Raw genomic sequence first — 19,208 nt, forward strand, 5'->3', positions numbered from 1 at the left:
TCCATGCCGCGCGCCCCCCTTACTCGCCAGTGCTTCGCCTTGCATCCGCTGGTGCTGGCGCTGGCGCTGGTCTTGCCGGGCCTGGATGTGTCGCGCAGTCAAGCCGCCCCTCTGGTCGAGAGCGAACAATCCGGCAGCCAGACACGCCATTACGCAATCGCTGGCGGATCGCTGGTGAGCGTTCTCAACCGCTTTGCCGAACAGGCCGGGATCTTTCTCGCCGGACACAATGAACTCGCTGCCGGCAAACGCAGCCCGGGGCTCAACGGTGTCTACAGCCAGCAGCAAGCCTTGCAACGACTGCTGCAAGACAGCGGTCTGCAAGCGCAACGCCAGGGGAACGGCGGGTATGTGCTGCACGCCGCCCTCGTGGCACAAGATGTGCTGGAACTGGGGGCGACCAACATTTCCGGGCAGGCACCCGGGACCATCAGCGAAGACTCCCGTTCCTACACCGCCGGCTCGACGTCTTCAGCCACCGGCCTGCCGCTGTCCCTGCGTGAGACCCCGCAATCGGTCACGGTCATCACCCGCCAACTCATGGACGACCAGGGCGCCACCAGCATCGTCGACGCCCTGCGCCGCGCGCCCGGCATCAGCGTGCAAAACTACGACAGCGAGCGCTGGGAGTTTTCCAGTCGTGGCCTGCCGATCACCAACTTCCAGTACGACGGCGTCAATACCGACTACGACGGTGTCTACGACTACGGCACCACCAGCACCGACATGGCCCCCTATGACCGCGTCGAAATCATCAAGGGCGCGACCGGCCTGATGACCGGGGCGGGTGATCCCTCGGCGACCGTCAACCTGATTCGCAAGCGCCCGACCCCGGCATTCAAAGCCTCGGTCAGCGGCACCGTCGGCTCCTGGGACACCTATCGCAGCGAGGGCGATATATCCGGTCCGCTGAGCGCCAACGGAAATGTCCGCGGGCGCCTGGTCGGGGTCTATCAGGACCGCAGCGCCTACATCGATCACTACCGCAACACCAGAAACATCGCCTACGGCATTGTCGAAGCCGACTTGACCCCGGACACCCTCGTCACCCTCGGTATCGACCAGCAAGACACCCGCTCCCGGGGTGCCAGCTGGACCGGTTTCCCGATGTACTACAGCGACGGCTCGCGCACCGATTTCTCCCGTTCCTTCAATCCGGCCACCGACTGGAGCCGTCGCGACTTCACCAACCAGACGCTGTTCGCCACCGTGCAGCAACAACTGGCCAACGACTGGGCATTCAAGGTCAGTTACGACCGCAAGCACCGCCAGCACGATACCTTCCTCGCCTCCGCCAGTGGCGGCAACCCGGACCCGGTCAGCGGTGACGGCATGTTCATGTACATGGGCAAGTTCAAGGGCGACCAGGTGCAGGACAACATCGACGTCAACCTGAGCGGTCCGTTCACCCTGGCAGGTCGCGAGCACGAACTGATCGCCGGGTTCATGTCGATGAACACGCGCCAGGACATCCCGGTGTACGGCTCAGTGTATCCGCCGGTGGACGGCAGCCTCTTCGACTGGCGCGGCGAGTTTGCCAAACCCGAGATCCCGCGGGTGGGCACCAACGACATCGTCCAGCGCCAGACCGGCGCCTACCTGGCCGCCCGGCTCAAACCCTTCGACGACCTGGCGCTGATCCTCGGCGCGCGCGTCAGCAACTTCAGCGGACACGACGATCTGGACTACAGTGACCCGCACAGCGCCGACCTGCGCGACAGCTATCGCCAGAGCGGTGTCGTCACGCCTTACGCCGGGCTTGTCTATGATCTCGACGACACCTGGTCGGTGTACACCAGCTACACCAGCATCTATCAGCCGCAAATGAGCAAGGACGCCAACGGGCAACTGCTCGATCCGGTACAAGGCAAAAGCCTTGAAGCGGGCATCAAGGCCGAATACTTTGGCGGGCGCCTGAACGCCAGCTTCGCCCTGTACCGCATCGAACAGGACAACATCGCCGAACATGTCAGCGGCGTTGATACCGAGTCGGTGTACCGCGCCGTCCAGGGCGCCACCACCCAGGGCTTCGAGTTCGAACTGGCCGGCGAGTTGCGCGACGGCTGGAACCTGTCGGCCGGCTACACCTACAACCACACCCGCGATGCCCAGGGTGATTACGTCTACGGTTCGGTGCTGCAAACCACCGCACCGGAACAGCTGGTGCGGGTCTTCAGCACCTACCGCCTGCCAGGTGCGTGGGACAGGCTCACCGTCGGCGCCGGCGTGAACTGGCAAAGCGAATTCTTCGGCAAGGTGTTCCGCCCCGACCCCGCCGATACGGTGAACTTCGGTCAGTACACGACGATCACCCAACCGGGCTACACCCTGGTGGACGCGATGGCGCGCTATCGCTTCAACGAGCACCTGAGCACTACGCTGAACGTGAAGAACCTGTTCGATAAAACCTACTACACCGGGCTGGGCAACTTCGGCACCGGGTTTTATGGCGAACCGCGCACCGTGCAACTGACCACCCGGTGGGCGTTCTGATCGCGTCCTGAAACGGCTGTTTGGCGATCTACGGTACTGCCGACCCCACTCAGGCTGGCTACGCTGTATTCCTGCATGCATAACCTGCCGAGGAGTGCCCGCCATGCAACGCGTACAAAAACTCACGCCCTGCCTGTGGTTCGACGATCAGGCCGAAGCAGCGGCGAAGTTCTATTGTTCGATCTTCGACCATTCGAAAATCACCGCCATCACCCATTACGGCCGCGCCGGTTTCGAATTCCACGGGCGGCCCGAAGGCTCGGTCATGACCGTCAGTTTCGAGCTCGACGGCCAGAGTTTCACCGGCCTCAACGGCGGCCCCCTGTTCAAGTTCACTGAGGCGGTTTCGTTTCAGGTCAATTGCCTGACCCAGGAAGAAGTCGACCATTACTGGGGCAACCTGTCGGCCGGTGGCGCGCCCGAGGCCCAGCAATGTGGCTGGCTCAGGGACAAGTTCGGGCTGTCGTGGCAGATCGTCCCCGTCGCGATGATGGACATGATCAAAGACCCCGACACGAAAAAGTCCCAGCGGGCCATGCAGGCGATGATGCAAATGAAAAAACTCGATATCGTCACACTGCAACGAGCCTTTGACGGCGAGAGCTAATACACTCGGACGCTGACCTGCCGAGGAGTGAGCATGAAGCACGCCGTTGCCAAGAACACCGACAAGGCCCCGCGCTTCTGGCGCGATGACGCCCTGCCCTTCATCGAAGCCCGCGCCATCGCCGACGGGCGCGAGGTCTGCTACACCCGGCACGCCCACGAACACTTTTCCATCGGGGCGATCACCGCCGGGCGCAGCACCTATCTCCACGAGCAGTCAGCCTTCGAGGTCAGCGCCGGCACGGTGGTGCTGATGAACCCCGGCGACGTCCACGCCTGCAACCCGATCGAAGACCAACCCTGGTCGTACCTGATGTTGTACGTCGATACGCCGTGGCTGACCGATTTGCAGCATCAGCTCGGGTTCAGCGATGACGCGGCGTTCCGCCGCTTTTCAGCGACCCATACGCGCGATGCCAACCTGTTTGCCGGCCTCGCGCAGTTGTATGAAGTGTTGGTCGACCCGCAGCAGGATGTCCTGCGCAAGCACAGTGTGGCCGTGGAGTTTTTCACTGACGTGCAGCTGCGACTCAACCCGGTTGATCAGCCGCTGCGCGAACCCAACTTCAAGCTCGAGCGTGCCGCCGATTACATCCGCGACCACTGCACCCAAACCCTCAGGCTCGAAGACATTTGCGAGGCCGCGCAATTGTCACCGTCCTACCTGATCCGCGCCTTCAAACAGCATTACGGCATGACACCCCACGCATTCCTGGTGAACCGGCGCATCCAGTTCGCCCGGGATCAATTGCGCAGCGGCAAGCTGATCGCGGACGTGGCACTGGAAGCGGGGTTCGCCGATCAGGCGCATTTTCAACGGGCGTTCAAACAGCATTTGGCGGCGACACCGGGGCAGTATCGGGGGTGATACCCAGGTTTACCTAGATCTGTGGTTGGGTTAAATCTGTGGCGAGGGGGCTTGCCCCCGTTCGGCTGCGAAGCGGCCCCCGGCGTTCTTTCAGACATACTTTGCATTCAGGTTTTACGACGGCTTCGCCGCCGAACGGGGTGGTGCGGCATTCCGACCAGCCCCCTCGCCACAAAGTGCTCTCTCGCCACAAAACCTGCAGTGGCTGCCATTACGGCAGCAACAGGTACACCGCAATCACCACCAGCAACAACGCCATAACCCGATTGAACAACCGCATCCCCACCGGGTTGTTCAGGAAGCCGCGCAAAAACGTCCCGGCATAGGCCCAGCAACCCACCGACGCATAGCAGATCACCAGATAAATCGCGGCGAGTACCTTGATTGCCAGTTTTTACGCGTAAACATCACCACACCCGCTCGGGAAACTCGGCTTTGCTCAGCGCACGCGCGCTTTCCGGCAATGGGTTTGTCCGCCCGTTGAGCTCGGTCAATCCCTGGAACACCTCACCGTTCTCGCCGACCAGCCGATAGAAATACGACGGCAGCTTATTACCCCATTCGTCAACAATGAGGTAGCGCCCAAAACCAGGTTGATCGGGCTCGGGAAGCCAATCGGGCAATAGCTGTGGACGGCGGCCTGGACAGTTGGCATAACGCCAAACATCGAAACAATCGCGGTCGCGCCCAGTGCGGATCATTTGTAGTTTCAGAAAGTCCGGCTGCGATTGGCCATCTGCCACGACGCTGCCGTCCGGATACGTGAAGGTGGTGTGATTACCTTTTTTCTTAACCTTCGGTTGGGTGGAGTAAACCGTAAAGTCGCTATGCAGTATCGGCTCAAAGTACACTTGCCGCGCCTGCAACGCCTGATAGCTGAGATAAATACTTCCCTCTCCCACGAGACTGATACGCTTACTGTATCCGCCCAAAAAGTTCTCTTTTAACCAAGGGTAGTATTCCTTCTTGATCGTCAAATCCCCATCGACTTCAATCCCCGCACCTCCTCGTGGTGAATTGTTGTAGTCAAATATCACCACTACACCGCCCCCTGCCCCGGCGGTCACATTCTCGCCAAAGCGAGTCGGATCGGCATAAGTGACCCCAAAGATCACATTGGCCAAATGCCAACGGCATGCCCCGCCGCCATCCTTCGGCAGCTTGACTTGATAGAGATCGCTCTGCCCCTGACGCTTCAGTTGCACATCAAATCCGTGATGGCCGTCCGATTCAAGACGCTGGCCGCTCGGCCCCTGAGAGATGCGTTTGCAAGTGGCTGAGCGGTACATGACCTGCATGGTCTCCGCTTTCAGTTCCTTAGGGACCTTGACCGTCACGGTAATCTGTTCACTGTCCGCCGGCGGGGACAGGCTGTAATCCTGACCGCAGCCGTTCAAACTGAGCGCAAGAACAGTCAAAGCACTGGTATAGACCGAGGTCATTTTTTGTGCTCCGCAGCCAGGCGTATAGCCTGCAATTTGCGGAAGTCGGGTTGGGCTCGTGCTATGGCCTCTACAGTTCCATCTGGATAAGTAAAAACTGCATAGTTACCCTTTTCCTTTACTTTAGGTCCTACCGAATGAACCAGAAATCCGGAATGCAGAATCGGTTCAAAGTACACGTCTTTCGCCTGCAGTGCCTGATAGTTCAAGTAGTAAGTCCGACTCTCGCCTAGCAGGCTAATATCTTTTTCATACCTGCCAATAAATGACTCAATTATCCAAGGGTAGTAGTCCTTCTTGATCGTCAAATCCCCTTTGACTTCGATCCCTGTTCCTCCACGTGGCGAGTTTTTGTGATCAAAGACCACGACCACTCCTCCTCCCCCTCCAGTGGTCACGCTCTCGCCAAAGCGGGAGGGGTCAGCATAGTCAACGCCAAAGGTCACATTGGCCAGATGCCAACGGCATGCACCGCCACCATCCTTCGGCAGCTTTACTTGATAGAGATCGCTCTGCCCCTGACGTTTCAGTTGCACATCAAATCCGTGATGGCCGTCCGACTCAAGGCGTTGGCCGCTCGGCCCCTGAGAGATGCGTTTGCAAGTGGCCGAGCGGTACATGACCTTCATGGTTTTCGCTTTCAACTCCTTGGGGACTTTGACCGTTACGGTGATCTGTTCACTGTCCGCAGGCGGCGACAGGCTGTAATCCTGACCGCAGCCACTGAGACTGAAAAACACAACGAACAAACCAACAGAAATCCTCAGGGGCATGCTTTTTTCCTCTGCCGTATTGACGGGCTTATCCGAAGGTTTTTTCGTAATAGGCCTTTGGGTCGGCGATGGCATCGAAGCGCTGTATCGCCTCACCGCCGCCCTCGGCTTGCAGCGTCACCTGCAAGGCGCGGTCGATCAGTTTCTGCAACTCGAGGAACACGCTGTTACGGGTGTATTCATCCTCGGGAATGCTGCCGTAGTGTTCCTGCATCTGCCGTTCGAACTTGCGCCGCTGCACCTGCCGCTCCAGCAACGGCTCGCGTTCGGGATTGATCGACTCCAGCAACTGATTGTGGATATAGGGCTGGTACTGCGACATGAAGTGGTCGCCAATGCGCAGCATCCGGCCCACCGCCGGGTTGCTGTACTGTGGAAAAAACCTCGCCCGGCTTTCGGGATTCAGCGACGCGTTCAGACGTTCCTGGGCTTGTTCGGCCTGCTGCTCTTCGGCCTCGCCCAGGCTGGGCACAAGGTACAACTTGGCCTTTTCCTGCAGCTTGACGGTGATGGTGCTGCGATAGGGCGCGCCCTGTGGATTGCGGTAGGCGGGATACGGCGTGATCTGTTCCTCCCGGTGTTGTTCGGTCCTGAAAAACATGGCGACTTCGCCGTGATGGCTGAAGGGGTCGCCGTGTTTGAACAGTGCACTGACCAGCGCCTGGCGGGCCGACCAGCCCAGGCCCATCAATGTGCCCATCGGGCCGTGGAGGTCATACAGATGATTGTCCAGCGCCGCCTCGGGGGGGACGCGAGGGACGACGTCGGTGTCGTTGACATGACGGAAATGCCATAGCTCATTCAAGGACTGTACGGCCTTGAGGGTGAAGGTGCGCGGCATGCCGTAGGTGTATAGGAGCGGATTGCGTTCTTTCAGCGAAGCTGCATGAATCAGACCTAAGGCCCCGCCTAGGCTGTGGCCGCAGATAAACAACTCCTTGTCGAACGCATTTTCCAGAATCATCTCTCCCAAATCTTTCGCATAATTCCTTGTGGCTACCTCGAAGGCATCGCGAAAGCCCATATGCACGCTGCCTGCTGGGGTCAGGTCGCCACAGGGCACCTTGGGCTCACAATGGGCCGCAACCTTCGGCTCGGTCGGACGGAAGGTGACATCGGTGATGAGATCGGACAGACCATTCGTTTCGGTGCCACGCCAGCCAACCAGCACCTGGGTGGCACTGATGGCATAAAACAGTTGGGTATCACCTTCCGGTGGCTCTGCTTGAGCTGTGTTGATGGGTTTAATCGTTATATAGCGCTCACTGAAGGGCACGTCAGTAACCAAGCAGGGCCACGCCTGACCGTTATCCCAGACCCGAGGTGTGCGCGACAGATCCTGACATTGGTCTTTAAAAAGTTCCTCGACAGATCCACGTTCCTTTTTGGGCTGATTGCTGTAAGCCAAGATGCTCATCAGCCCCAAGTTGTAGGCGTTAGCCAGGCTGTACTCCGCCTGGTGATGCAACACCAGCGACCAGGCGCGAAACGGGCAAACTTCCAACACATGCCGGCGATCCAGTTGCTCGTCACCAATGGTAAAGCCACTGAATGTCCGGTCCGGAAAATGGAAGGCCGGGAGCTGATCAGGGTCTTCCAACGGCGGCACAAAAGTCGGACGCTGAGCGCACAACTGCCCAATGCGCAGGTAGTGATAGCCATGACCCTCCACCAGCGCCTGTCGCTCGATCGGCGAGAAGCCCGAGCGCTGCGGACCATACAGTGGCGTGCGATCCCCAAAACCGGGTTGCGGTGGCTCGGCCCGTACGGCACGCAGGCGCCGACCCTGCAGTTGTTCCGCCAATGGATCGGCCTGCATCTGCAGGGTGATGGGTAACGGGTGCAAACCCTCAATGCGGATCACCCCCAGGGCATCGCTCTGCCCGGCATATTCGGCAGCGATGCCGCATCGAGTGGCCTCATTCACCGCGCGCCAAGGCAGGTTCGCCAGGGGCTCACCCTGCTCGTCCAGCAACTGGAACTCGATCCAGTGCCGTTTTTGTGCGCCGCAAGTAACGGTCTTGAAAGGGTTCAGCGTGTCCGTACGGTGCAAGGTGTCGTTCATATCAGCCCTTTTACATTGGGTTACTCGACAGCCAGGGATGTTTGTCTTTTTCAACCACACGTTTTGCAATTGACCGTTTTTCGCCCTTGAGGGCGAGAACGGCGTCAACACCGTGGACGTGTCGTCTATCGCTGCTGGGGTCGAAGAAGGGCCGCAGGGGGTTGAGCAAATCCAGACATCCTTGGTCTGTATGAGGGATAAGGGAGACTGGAGGTCCACCCTCGTTCAAACGCTCGCAAGCTTTTACGAGGGTGACGAGGATGGAAATAAGCTGTTTCTGATAAGTGCGTAGGGCATTTCTGCGAATAGCATGAGCATCAAAAAACGTCTGCTATCAGTGCATCTCTGGCAACACCAGATACACCGCACTCACCACCAACAACGCCGCCATCACCCGATTGAACAACCGCATCCCTGCGGGATTGTTCAGAAACCCGCGCAAAAACGTCCCGGCATACGCCCAGCAACCGACCGACACATAACAGATCACCAGATAAATCGCGGCAAACTGCCAGACCAGACGAGCCTCGCCATCGGCGACAAACGCGCCCATGCCGGCCACGCAGGCAAGCCAGGCCTTGGGATTGAGCCATTGCATGACGGCGCCATACAGCATCGACGGGGCCTGCGCCGATTCACTGGCTTGCACCTGCCCATTGTCGGCCGCCAGCTTGAAGGCCATGTACAACAGAAAGGCCACGCCGGCCCATTGCACTCCCTGGGTCAACGCCGGCCACTTTTGCAACAGCTCATGCAGGCCCAGCCCCATCAGCACCAACAACAGGACAAACCCCAGCGTGGCCCCGGCCACGTGACGCTGGCTGGCCCGGAAGCCAAACCGCGCGCCGGCGCTCAACGCCACAATATTGACCGGCCCCGGGGTGATGGACGCGACCAGCGCAAACGCCGCCATGGACATCATCAGACTCATTGCACACCTTCTTCCATCGAGTTGAACAAGGCCCTCAAGGTAATGAGCCGAGCGGCTCGCGTATTGAACAAAACTGCCCTGCAGCGCTATGAGTAATAACCGACGACGCTTTTCACTTTGCCCAGGGCAATGCGCAGCGAGTCCATGTCCACCGAGCCCAACGCCAGGCGTATCGCGTGGGGAACGTGGGCTGAAATCGCAAAGGGCTCGGCCGGCGACACCGACACTTGCTCGCGCATCAGCGCCATGGCGATCTGGTCGGCCCGGGCGTCTTCCGCCAACGGCAACCAGATGAAGTAGGAATTCGGGTGACTGACGGTCCTGAGTCCCGCCAACACCTCACGGGCCAGGGTTTGCCTGGCCCGGGCGTCCGCACGTTTTTGCGCTTCCAGCTGGAGGACGGTGCCATCGTCGAGCCAGGCCGTGGCGATGGCGGTCATCACGCCGGGGGTGTTCCAGGTGGTCGCCATGATGGTGCGTTCGAAGGCAGCGATCCATTGCGCCGGTGCCGCGATAAAGCCGACGCGCAAGCCGGTGGCGATATTCTTCGACAGACCGGACACGTACACCGTTCTCTCCGGCGCCAGCTCGGCCAGCGGAGGCGGCACGTTTTCGGCCAGGAACGCGTAGGCGGCGTCCTCGATGATCGTCAGGTCATGCTGGCGCGCTATCGCCACCAGTTCCTCGCGCTGCCCGGCGTCCATCACCCAGCCCAGCGGGTTATGCAGGGTCGGCATCGAATAAACGGCGCGCACCGATCGGCTGCGGCAGAGTCTTGCCAGCGCGGGCAGATCAGGCCCGGTATCGGTGACCGGAATGGGCAAGACTTCCAGATGCAGGGTTTCGGCCAGCGTCTTGAAACCGGGATAGGTCAGCGCATCGGCGGCGATGACATCGCCGGGCTTGAGTAGCGTCATCATCGTCACCGCCAGGCCATGCTGGGCGCCGCTGACGATCAACACCTGCTCGGCCGGCACGTTCAGCCCGCGCTCGTCCAGATGACGGGCGACCGAGGCCCGCTCATGCAGGCGCCCCGCGTGGGGCTGGTAACGCAGGAGCGCCTCCAGGTCACCGGACAACGCCAGTTGACGCAGGGCATGGCGCAGCAGATCGGCCTGGCCGGGCAATGACGGGTAGTTGAAATTCAGGTCAATCATCCCCGCCGCCACCACGTGCTGCGAAATGCCCTGCCCCGGCGGCAGCGAGGTCTCCCTGACAAAGGTCCCGCGACCGGTTTCACCACTGACCAGGCCCATGCCCTCCAGCTCGGCATAGACCCGGCTGGCGGTGACCAGCGCCAGACCGTGCTCGGTTGCCAGTTGCCGGTGCGTCGGCAGGCGCGTGCCCGGCGGCAAACACCCGGAACGGATGTCGGCGGCAAAGGCATCCACCAGCGTTTTATAACGGGATCGAGGCATGTCGAGATGTATCCATGACAATTTTTTGATTGTATCGATACTCGCTCATACGATGGGTTTCGTGCAATCAGACAATGAGCGTGAGCCAAATGGAACGGACTTCGAACCTGCAACACCGGACGCTGGAAACCACTACCAGCGGCTGGATCAACGGACTGATCGGCGTGGTGATTTTCAGCGGCTCGCTGCCGGCGACCAGGGTGGCGGTGCTGGAATTCGACCCGGTGTTCCTGACGGTTGCGCGGGCGACCATCGCGGCGATCCTGGCGCTGTGCCTGCTGGGAGTATTCAAGGAAAAACGTCCGGCGCGCCAGCAACTGGTCCCGCTGATCATAGTCGCCCTCGGCGTGGTCATCGGGTTCCCCCTGCTGACAGCCCTGGCGCTGCAATACGTGACGTCCGCGCACTCCATCGTCTTCGTCGGCCTGTTGCCTCTGGCGACGGCGGTGTTTGGCGTGCTGCGCGGCGGCGAGCGACCACGGGCGGCGTTCTGGATTTTCTCGGTGCTGGGTAGCCTGTTGGTGGTCGGCTTTGCCCTGTCCCAGGGGCTGAGCGCCTCCCCGCAGGGCGACATCCTGATGCTGCTGGCGATCCTTGCCTGTGGCCTGGGTTATGCCGAAGGCGCGAAGCTGTCGCGCACCCTCGGTGGCTGGCAGGTGATTTCCTGGGCGCTGGTGCTGTCGCTGCCGGTCGTGGCGCTGCTCAGCTGGATGCGCATGCCGGCTTCGTTCAGCGGCATCAGCACCCCAGCCTGGTTCAGCCTGGCGTACGTCTCGCTGTTCAGCATGCTGATCGGTTTCGTGTTCTGGTATCGCGGCCTGGCCCAAGGGGGTATCGCCGCGGTTGGGCAGTTGCAGTTGCTGCAGCCGTTTTTCGGGTTGACCCTGGCGGCGACCCTGCTGCATGAACAGGTCAGCCTCGGCATGCTGGGTGTGACCGTCGCCGTGATCCTGTGCGTCGCCGGGGCGAAAAAATTCGCCAAATGAGCCCTGATACGGTGGTTTAAGCCCATCACTGTATGGGTCTGACCACCGCCTGGCTGTGATAAAAATAGCGCTCTTGCTTCAGGAGCCGACCATGGACCTCGCCACCCTCACCCTGTTTCTGCCGGCCTGCTTCGCCCTCAACATGGCACCCGGCCCCAACAACCTGCTGTCGGTCAGCAATTCGACCCGCTATGGCTACCGCACCGCGTGCGTGGCCGGCATCGGCCGGTTGCTGGCGTTCGCCGGGATGATTGCCCTGGCCTCGGCGGGGTTGGCGGTGGTGCTGCAAACTTCAGAACTGTTGTTCTACGCTATCAAGATCCTGGGGGCGGCGTATCTGCTCTACCTCGCCTGGCAGTTGTGGCGCGCCGATCCCACTGTCGAGAACCTGGTCACCAGTGCGCCAGCGGGCACCTTGGCACTGGCCCGGCAGGAGTTCCTGGTGGCGGCCGGCAACCCCAAGGCGATCCTGATCTTCACCGCGTTCCTGCCGCAATTCGTCGACTCGACCCAGGCCATTGCGCCGCAGTTCGTCGTATTGGGCGCGCTGTTCCTGGTGCTGGAATGGATCGCCATCGGCGCCTATGCCTACATGGGCCTGCACATGCGCCGCTGGTTCGCCAGGCCGTCCGGCAAGCGCCTGTTCAACCGCTGCTGCGCCGGGTTGCTGTCGGCGGCGGCCTCGGTACTCCTGATGGCCAGACGCGCCTGACCCTGTAGGAGCTGCCGCAGGCTGCGATCTTTTGATGTTGCTTTTCAAGATGAAGATCAAAAGATCGCAGCCTGCGGCAGCTCCTACGGATCGTTGCAAAAATCGGAATTCGCTGTCGATTTTCCGGTGGAGGCCACCCATGACGCCCTCTATGCTGCGCCCATGAACCTACAAAAAACGCTGCTCCCGCCCCGCGCCGAGATGGTTCGCGCCATGCTCGAACGAGACACCTCCTACGAGGGCGTGTTCTTCACGGCGGTCAAGACCACCGGCATCTTCTGCCGCCCCGGCTGCACCGCCCGCAGCCCGAAGCCTGAGAATGTCGAGTTCTTTGCCAACGCCGAGCAATGCCTGGCGGCGGGCTACCGCGCCTGCCTGCGCTGCAAGCCACTGGACACCGCCGCCAGCGCGCCGGACTGGGTGCAGAGCCTGTTCAAATCGGTAGACGCCGACCCGGAACAGCGCTGGACCGACGTCCAGCTACTGGCCGCAGGCATCGAACCGCTGAAGCTGCGCCGCTGGTTCAAGCAGCATTTCGGCATGACCTTCCACGCGTGGCTGCGCGCCCGGCGCCTGGGCATGGCGTTGGGCGGGATCAAACAGGGCGACTCCATCGACGCCGTCGCCTTCGATTCCGGCTACGAGTCCCTGAGCGGTTTTCGCGATGCCTTTCAAAAGTCGTTTCACATCACTCCGGGTCGCGCGGCCAACAGCGAGCCGCTGCTGTTCACCCGCCTGACCACCCCGCTGGGGCCGATGATCGCCATGGCCGAACGGCGCGGGCTGGTGCTGCTGGAGTTTCTCGATCAGGCCTCACTGACCCCGTCGATCGAAGCGCTGCAAAACCGTTTCGGTTATGCCGTGGCCCCGGGGCACAACACCCATTTGCAGCAGATCGAAGCGCAATTGTCGGCGTATTTCGCCGGGACGCTGACTGAGTTCAGCGTTACCCTGCACATGCCCGGCAGCGAGTTCTCCCGCCGCGTCTGGGCGGAACTGGCGAAGATCCCCTACGGCCAGACCACCACCTACGGCACCCTTGCGGCGACGTTGGGCAAGCCCGGTGCCAGCCGGGCGGTAGGCCTGGCCAACGGGCATAACCGCCTATCGATTGTCGTGCCGTGCCACCGCGTGATCGGCGCCGACGGCTCGCTGACCGGCTACGCTGGAGGCCAGCCGCGCAAGGCGTTTCTGCTCAGGCTGGAAAACGCTGCGGTGCAGCTCACGGAGCAGTTGACGCTCTGATCCCCCCACAGGCTTTTCATAAGGAAGGAAACTCGATGGACAGGCTCGACCATCAACTGCACCAACTGCATCACGAGGGTTTGCTGATCCTCACCAACGTCGCCGATGCCGCCGGGGCGCGGCTGGTGGAGCAACTGGGCAACAAGGCGGTGGCCACCAGCAGCGCCGCGGTGGCCTGGGTGCATGGCTATCCGGACGGCAACACCCTGCCCCTTGAGCGCTTGGTCTCGACTGTCGAGTCGATTGCCCGGGTCATTTCGGTGCCGCTGACGGTGGACATCGAGGCCGGTTACTCCGATGACCTGGAACGGGTGGCACAGGTGGTTGACGCGGTGATCGCCGCCGGCGCGGTCGGGATCAATATCGAAGACGGTTCCTCGCCGCCGGAGTTGCTCGTCCGCAAGATTGAAACCGCGCGCCAGGTGGCCGATCGACGTAACGTGAACCTGTTCATCAATGCGCGCACCGATGTCTACCTGCGCGGCCTGGTGCCTGCCGAAGACCGCGTCGCCGAAACCCTCAGGCGCGCCGCGCTGTATCAGGCGGCCGGTGCCAATTGCCTGTTTGCGGCGGGCGTTACCGCCGAGTACGAGATCAAGGCGCTGTGCCACGGCACCTCGCTGCCATTGAATGTGCTGGGGTTCCCGGGCCTGCCGTCGCCCGAAGCGCTTGAAGCGCTCGGCGTACGCCGTCTGAGCGCCGGTTCCGGCATCGCCGAATTCCTCTACGGTGCCATGGCCGGTATTGCCCAAAGCTTTCTGCAAACCGGCAAGTTCGATAGCCACAACCTGAAGGCTTTCACCTATGGCGAAATCAACGCCCTGTTGAAACCGTCCGGGAAAGCCTGAGCCATGGCCGACGGCTATCGGGCTGCCAGTGAGTTCCTGGCCGCCATCGATGACGACTGGCGCCGCCACATCGACGCCATCGGCCCCTGCCTGCACCAGCCGCATGCGGCGCGTGATCCGTATGAGTCGCTGGTGCGGGCGATTGCCTATCAGCAACTGCACGCCAAGGCCGGCGATGCGATTGTCGGCCGGCTGCTGGCGCTGTTCGGTTCGGGTGCCTTTCCCCGGCCTGAACAGATCGTCGCCACGGACTTCGACCGATTGCGCAGTTGCGGGTTTTCCGCGAGCAAGATCGCGACCATCCAGGGTATCGCCCAGGCATCACTGGACGGTGTGGTTCCGGATTACGCCACGGCGCTGGCCATGGACGATGAGGCACTGATCGAGCGGTTGATCACATTGCGCGGCGTCGGGCGCTGGACCGTGGAGATGCTGCTGATCTACAGCCTGGAACGCCCGGATATCCTGCCGGCCGACGACTTTGGCGTGCGTGAAGGTTATCGACGGCTCAAGGGGCTCCAGGTGCAGCCGACACGCAAGCAGATGATCGAGATCGGCTCGGCGTGGACCCCTTACCGGACGGTGGCGGCGTGGTATTTGTGGCGGGTGCCCGGGCGGTAGACCGCGTTATCGTTCTTCGCGAGCAAGCCCGCTCCCACATTTGAAATGCAATCCCCTGTGGGAGCGGGCTTGCTCGCGAAGACGTCAGCCCAGTCAACACAGCATCACAACCCCGACTTCAACCGGCTGAACGCCCGGATCAACGCCCGGTTGAACGCCTTGCCATTGTCATTCTTGCTGTACAGCGAAGCCTTGACCGCGGCCGGTGGATACGTCCCCGGATCATTGCGGATCGCCGGGTCGATCAAGCCATCCGCCGCCGTGATCGCATTGGCGTAATGGATGGTGTCGGTGATCGGCGCAATCACTTGCGGGGTCATCAGGTAGTCCATCAATGCCAGGCCGGCCTTCGGATGCGGCGCATCCTTGGGAATGACCATGGCATCGAACCAGATCAACGTGCCCTCCTTCGGAATCCGGTACTTGAGCGAATAGGGTTTGCCCGCCGCCTCGGCCTGGCCCGCCGCGATGCCCACGTTGCCGTTCCACGACATCGCCACGCAGGTGTTGCCGTTGGCCAGGTCGCTGATGTTCAGGTCGTTGTCGAAGTAGCGGATGTACGGCCGGATCTTCGCCAGTTGCTGCTCGGCGAGTTTCAGGTCGTCGAGGTTCTGGCGGTTGATGTCCAGCCCCATGTACTTCATGACCGCCGCGAACACTTCATTGGGATCATTGAGCAGGCTGACCCCGCAATCGGCGAATTTCGAGACCACGGCCGGGTCGAACAGCATCGCCCAACTGTCGGTCGGCGCGTCGGCCAGGCGCTGCTTCACGGCCTGCTCCTGATAACCCACGCCCGTGGTGCCCCAGGCGTAGATCCCGGCATAGCGGTTGCCCGGATCGAACACCGCCATGTGCTGGCGGAACTCCTCGCCGACGCCGGCGAAATGCGGCAGTTGCTGCTTGTCGACCGTCTGCACCGCGCCACTCTCGATGGCGCGCGACAGGTGCTGCCCCGCCGTCAACACCAGGTCGTAGCCACTGCGGCCGGTGAGCAGCTTGGTCTCGACGGTTTCCAGGGAATCGAAATGATCGACCACCACATGAATGCCGGTTTTTTCCTCGAAGTTCTTCAGGGTATCCGGGGCCAGGTACTCGCCCCAGATATACAGGTTGACCACCGGCTTGGCGGTGTCGGCGGCCTGCACACACAGGGGTGCAAGCACCAGCAGTATTGCTTGAGTCAGTTTGTGCAGGCCCATATTTAAACTCCCTTTTTGTTGCAAGCAGTGCCGGCGTACTGCGGCATGGTGATGCACGCGACGTTGCCGCCGCCGAGGAGGATCTCCCGGGAGTTTTCGATGCCGACGATGCTGTGTTTCGGAAACAGCTCGGCCAGGGTCGCCAGCGCCACCTTGTCGTTGCGATCACCAAACAGCGGTACCACGATGGCGCTGTTGCCGGCGTAGTAGTTGATGTACGACGCGCAGATCTTCGTCCCGGCCTGGCGGGTATGGGTGCTGTCCTGCTGGTCCAGACCTTCGGCTTCTTCGGCCGTCCATTCCAGCACGTCCGGCTGCGGCAGCTTGTGCACGATCAGCTCGCGGCCGCGACTGTCGCGGGTGCTGCGCAGGATGTCATAGGCTTCCTGATAGATTTCCCACTGCGGGTCGTCGCGGTTGTCGGTCCATTGCAGCACCACTTCACCGGGGCGCACGAAGCAGGCGAGGTCGTCGACGTGGCCATCGGTTTCGTCGAACTTGCAGCCCCGCGGCAGCCAGATCACCTGTTCGGCGCCGAGGTAGTCGGTCAGGCGACGGGTGACTTCGTCCTTGCCCAGATGCTGGTTGCGGTTGCGATTGAGCAGGCATTGCTCGGTGGTGAGGATGCTGCCCTGGCCGTCGCTCTGGATGCCACCCAGTTCGGCAATCAAGGGGGCGCGATAGCGGTCGAAGCGTTCGATTTCGAGGATCTTGCCCGCGATCTGGTCGTCCTTGTCCCACGGGTAGTACAGGCCGCCGTCGAGCCCGCCGTAGGCATTGAATTCGAAGTCGACACCGCGCACTTCGCCGCTCTGGTCATTGACCACAAAGCACGGGCCGCTGTCGCGGAACCAGGTGTCGTTGCAGGTCATTTCCACCACACGCACCTGCGGCGGCAACTGGCGGCGCGCGGTGGCGAACTGTGCCGCCGAGGCGCACACGGTGACCGGTTCGCTCATGGAAATGGCGGTGACGATCTGCACCCAGACTTTCTGCGCAGGCTTGGCACCGTTGCGCCAGACGTCGGTGCGCTCCGGCCAGCCGAGCCAGCAACCGGACTTGGCTTCGAATTCGCCGGGCAGACGGAAACCGTCCTGTTTGGGAGTGGTGTCGAGCAAACGGGCCATGGTCAAACCTCTTCAGCAGGGATTGGAATGACCACAGGCTAAGGGCGTTGGCGACTGGCTCGCCAACGATGATTATTTCGGAATACTTGAATTCAACTCATCAATCGAGCAATTGATCGTTGAACCATTCCAGCATCTGCGCCACGGCCGGACGCTCCAGCCGCACCCGCTCGCACACCAGCGCGTATTGGCCCAGGGCAGTCATGCTCGAGGTAAACGGCCGTACCAGGCGGCCGCTGAGCAAATCTTCCTGGGCCGTCAGGTTGTCGCCCATGGCCACGCCCTGCCCTTGCGCCGCCGCCTCCAGCGCAAGCCCGGCATGGGCGAAATACAACTGGCGGTCGGGGCGCAGGTCACCGGCATGGCCGGTGAGCCACGCGGTCCAGGTCTTGCCGTCCTGGTCGTCGTGCAGCAGGCAGTGACGGACCAGGTCCTTCGGGGTTTTCAGCGTGCCCTGGTTGAACAGGCCAGGGCTGCACACCGGGAAGAACTGCAACGCCGGCAGCGGCCGGACGAAATACGCGCTGCTGTCCACCGGGCCGGTGCCGTAGGTGATCGCCAGGTCGATGTCTTCCCCCGGCGCCGTGGCGTCGATCGGTTGTTCGTACAGGTGCAGGGTGATATGCGAATAGCGCGCATAGAAATCCGTGAGACGGCTCATCAGCCACTTTTGCGCCAGCTCGGCGGTCACCGCCAGACGCAGCACCGCGAGCGATGAAGGATCGCGCAGTTCATCGCAGGCATCGCCAATCAGTTCGAACGCCTGCTGCAAACTCTGCATCAGGCGCCCGGCGGCCAGGGTCGGGCGAATCTGCCGGCCTTCGCGCACGAACAGCGGCACACCGAGCTGCTCCTCGAGCTGGCGAATCTGGTGGCTGACCGCGCTGTCGGTGACACACAACTCGGCTGCCGCCCGGCCGAAATGAGCATGGCGGGCGGCGCATTCGAAGGTTCGCAGGGCTGCCAGGGAAGGTAATCGTCGCATCAGGTCGTGTCCCGGTTTCGAGGGGGACATGCTGACTTGGCCTTTGCCGGGCGTCCAGTGGGACTGCGTTATCGTTCTTCGCGAGCAAGCCCGCTCCCACAGGGGATTGCATTCTAAATGTGGGAGCGGGCTTGCTCGCGAATGGGCCGGTCCATTCACCACAAATCCACCCGCCCATCACCTTCCCTTATGGATCATGACATCCACCCGCACCCGGCACATGCTGGACGTGACCCGCGCACAAAGCGGCGAAGCCGAACTCACCCTGGCTTTTCGCGCCTGTCGAGTCACGCTAACGGTCTAGGCTGTTCCGGGTACGCTCAAGACAGCCGGAGGCTCCCATGCAACTCGAAGGTTCCTGCCATTGCGGCGCGGTGTCGTTCAGCCTGACCTGCGCCCACCCCTACCCGTACCAGCGTTGCTACTGCTCAATCTGCCGCAAGACCCAGGGCGGTGGCGGCTATGCGATCAACCTCGGTGGCGATGCCGCCAGCCTCAAGGTGCGCGGGCGCAAGCACATCACGATTTACCATGCGCGGCTCAAGGAAGAAGGCGACAAACGCGCCCACAGCAGCAGCGCCGAGCGGCATTTCTGTGCGGTCTGCGGTTCGGGCCTGTGGCTGTTCAGCCCGCAGTGGCCGGAATTGATTCACCCGTTCACCTCTGCCATCGACACACCGCTGCCGGTGCCGCCGGAGCACACGCACCTGATGCTCGGCTCGAAAGCGCCGTGGGTGGAGGTCCAGGCGCAGCCCGGGGATCAGCAGTTCGATCTGTACCCTGAAGAATCCATCGCCCAGTGGCATCAGCGTCTCGGCCTGGTTCGCTGAGAATAATTATCAATTTTTTTCAGACGGCAGTTCCCCTTTGCATGTTTCGTTCGGTT

At 61.6% G+C, this 19,208-nt stretch carries 17 protein-coding genes and 1 pseudogene; 9 read left to right on the forward strand and 9 right to left on the reverse strand.

What is annotated here, in order from left to right; all coding sequences use genetic code 11:
• Nucleotides 1–3: 3 nt before the first annotated feature.
• The 3 genes from KW846_RS19780 (at nucleotide 4) to KW846_RS19790 (ending at nucleotide 3,967) form a co-directional block, all read left to right on the forward strand.
• Nucleotides 4–2,493, forward strand: a complete 2,490-nt coding sequence (locus tag KW846_RS19780; RefSeq protein WP_218484500.1) for a TonB-dependent siderophore receptor — start codon at nucleotides 4–6, stop codon at nucleotides 2,491–2,493.
• A 103-nt stretch (nucleotides 2,494–2,596) separates the two neighbouring features.
• Entirely contained in the window at nucleotides 2,597–3,100 is a 504-nt protein-coding gene (locus KW846_RS19785) for a VOC family protein (protein WP_218484502.1), read from the forward strand.
• Between the two features lie 33 nt (nucleotides 3,101–3,133).
• Nucleotides 3,134–3,967 (forward strand): AraC family transcriptional regulator, encoded by an 834-nt coding sequence (locus KW846_RS19790; protein ID WP_218484504.1) that lies wholly within the window; start codon nucleotides 3,134–3,136, stop codon nucleotides 3,965–3,967.
• Nucleotides 3,968–4,178: 211 nt separating this feature from the next.
• On the opposite strand, the pseudogene KW846_RS19795 reads toward KW846_RS19790, so the two are convergent.
• From KW846_RS19795 to KW846_RS19820, 6 genes and pseudogenes are all read right to left on the reverse strand, one after another.
• Nucleotides 4,179–4,340 (reverse strand): annotated as a pseudogene (locus KW846_RS19795) (LysE family translocator); the annotation flags it as partial.
• 34 nt (nucleotides 4,341–4,374) lie between these two features.
• On the reverse strand, nucleotides 4,375–5,409 hold the full coding sequence (locus KW846_RS19800; protein WP_218484507.1) for a hypothetical protein: 1,035 nt from the start codon (nucleotides 5,407–5,409) through the stop codon (nucleotides 4,375–4,377).
• Nucleotides 5,406–6,182 (reverse strand): hypothetical protein, encoded by a 777-nt coding sequence (locus KW846_RS19805; protein WP_218484509.1) that lies wholly within the window; start codon nucleotides 6,180–6,182, stop codon nucleotides 5,406–5,408. Before KW846_RS19805 ends, KW846_RS19800 begins: the two co-directional genes overlap by 4 nt.
• Nucleotides 6,183–6,210: 28 nt before the next feature.
• Nucleotides 6,211–8,358, reverse strand: a complete 2,148-nt coding sequence (locus KW846_RS19810) for a lipase family protein (RefSeq protein ID WP_371321764.1) — start codon at nucleotides 8,356–8,358, stop codon at nucleotides 6,211–6,213.
• Nucleotides 8,359–8,581: 223 nt separating this feature from the next.
• Nucleotides 8,582–9,178, reverse strand: coding sequence for a LysE family translocator (locus KW846_RS19815; RefSeq protein ID WP_218484510.1), 597 nt, complete (start codon nucleotides 9,176–9,178; stop codon nucleotides 8,582–8,584).
• Nucleotides 9,179–9,264: 86 nt separating this feature from the next.
• A complete protein-coding gene (locus KW846_RS19820; RefSeq protein ID WP_218484512.1) occupies nucleotides 9,265–10,596 on the reverse strand; it encodes a PLP-dependent aminotransferase family protein in 1,332 nt (443 codons plus the stop codon).
• An 89-nt stretch (nucleotides 10,597–10,685) separates the two neighbouring features.
• Here KW846_RS19820 and KW846_RS19825 point away from each other — a divergent pair, with 89 nt between their 5' ends.
• From KW846_RS19825 to KW846_RS19845, 5 genes are all read left to right on the forward strand, one after another.
• Nucleotides 10,686–11,582, forward strand: a complete 897-nt coding sequence (locus KW846_RS19825) for a DMT family transporter (protein WP_218484515.1) — start codon at nucleotides 10,686–10,688, stop codon at nucleotides 11,580–11,582.
• A gap of 91 nt (nucleotides 11,583–11,673) precedes the next feature.
• The gene (locus KW846_RS19830) at nucleotides 11,674–12,294 is read left to right on the forward strand and encodes a LysE family translocator (protein ID WP_218484517.1); all 621 of its coding nucleotides are present in this window, start codon (nucleotides 11,674–11,676) and stop codon (nucleotides 12,292–12,294) included.
• Between the two features lie 162 nt (nucleotides 12,295–12,456).
• Complete coding sequence (locus KW846_RS19835) at nucleotides 12,457–13,539, forward strand: bifunctional transcriptional activator/DNA repair enzyme AdaA (protein ID WP_218484519.1); 1,083 nt, start codon at nucleotides 12,457–12,459, stop codon at nucleotides 13,537–13,539.
• Nucleotides 13,540–13,574: 35 nt separating this feature from the next.
• Complete coding sequence (locus KW846_RS19840) at nucleotides 13,575–14,387, forward strand: isocitrate lyase/phosphoenolpyruvate mutase family protein (RefSeq protein WP_218484522.1); 813 nt, start codon at nucleotides 13,575–13,577, stop codon at nucleotides 14,385–14,387.
• A 3-nt stretch (nucleotides 14,388–14,390) separates the two neighbouring features.
• Complete coding sequence (locus tag KW846_RS19845; protein WP_218484524.1) at nucleotides 14,391–15,008, forward strand: DNA-3-methyladenine glycosylase; 618 nt, start codon at nucleotides 14,391–14,393, stop codon at nucleotides 15,006–15,008.
• Nucleotides 15,009–15,112: 104 nt separating this feature from the next.
• Here the strand turns inward: KW846_RS19845 and KW846_RS19850 are convergent, their stop codons facing one another.
• From KW846_RS19850 to KW846_RS19860, 3 genes are all read right to left on the reverse strand, one after another.
• A complete protein-coding gene (locus KW846_RS19850) occupies nucleotides 15,113–16,210 on the reverse strand; it encodes an extracellular solute-binding protein (protein ID WP_218484526.1) in 1,098 nt (365 codons plus the stop codon).
• A gap of 2 nt (nucleotides 16,211–16,212) precedes the next feature.
• The gene (aguA, locus tag KW846_RS19855; RefSeq protein ID WP_218484528.1) at nucleotides 16,213–17,337 is read right to left on the reverse strand and encodes an agmatine deiminase; all 1,125 of its coding nucleotides are present in this window, start codon (nucleotides 17,335–17,337) and stop codon (nucleotides 16,213–16,215) included.
• 100 nt (nucleotides 17,338–17,437) lie between these two features.
• Nucleotides 17,438–18,322, reverse strand: coding sequence for a LysR substrate-binding domain-containing protein (locus KW846_RS19860; RefSeq protein ID WP_218484531.1), 885 nt, complete (start codon nucleotides 18,320–18,322; stop codon nucleotides 17,438–17,440).
• A gap of 341 nt (nucleotides 18,323–18,663) precedes the next feature.
• On the opposite strand from KW846_RS19860, the gene KW846_RS19865 reads away from it, so the two are divergent.
• The gene (locus KW846_RS19865) at nucleotides 18,664–19,152 is read left to right on the forward strand and encodes a GFA family protein (protein ID WP_218484533.1); all 489 of its coding nucleotides are present in this window, start codon (nucleotides 18,664–18,666) and stop codon (nucleotides 19,150–19,152) included.
• Nucleotides 19,153–19,208 lie beyond the last annotated feature (56 nt).

Source organism: Pseudomonas sp. PDM32, from assembly GCF_019219225.1.
Classification (GTDB): Bacteria; Pseudomonadota; Gammaproteobacteria; order Pseudomonadales; family Pseudomonadaceae; genus Aquipseudomonas; species Aquipseudomonas laurylsulfatiphila.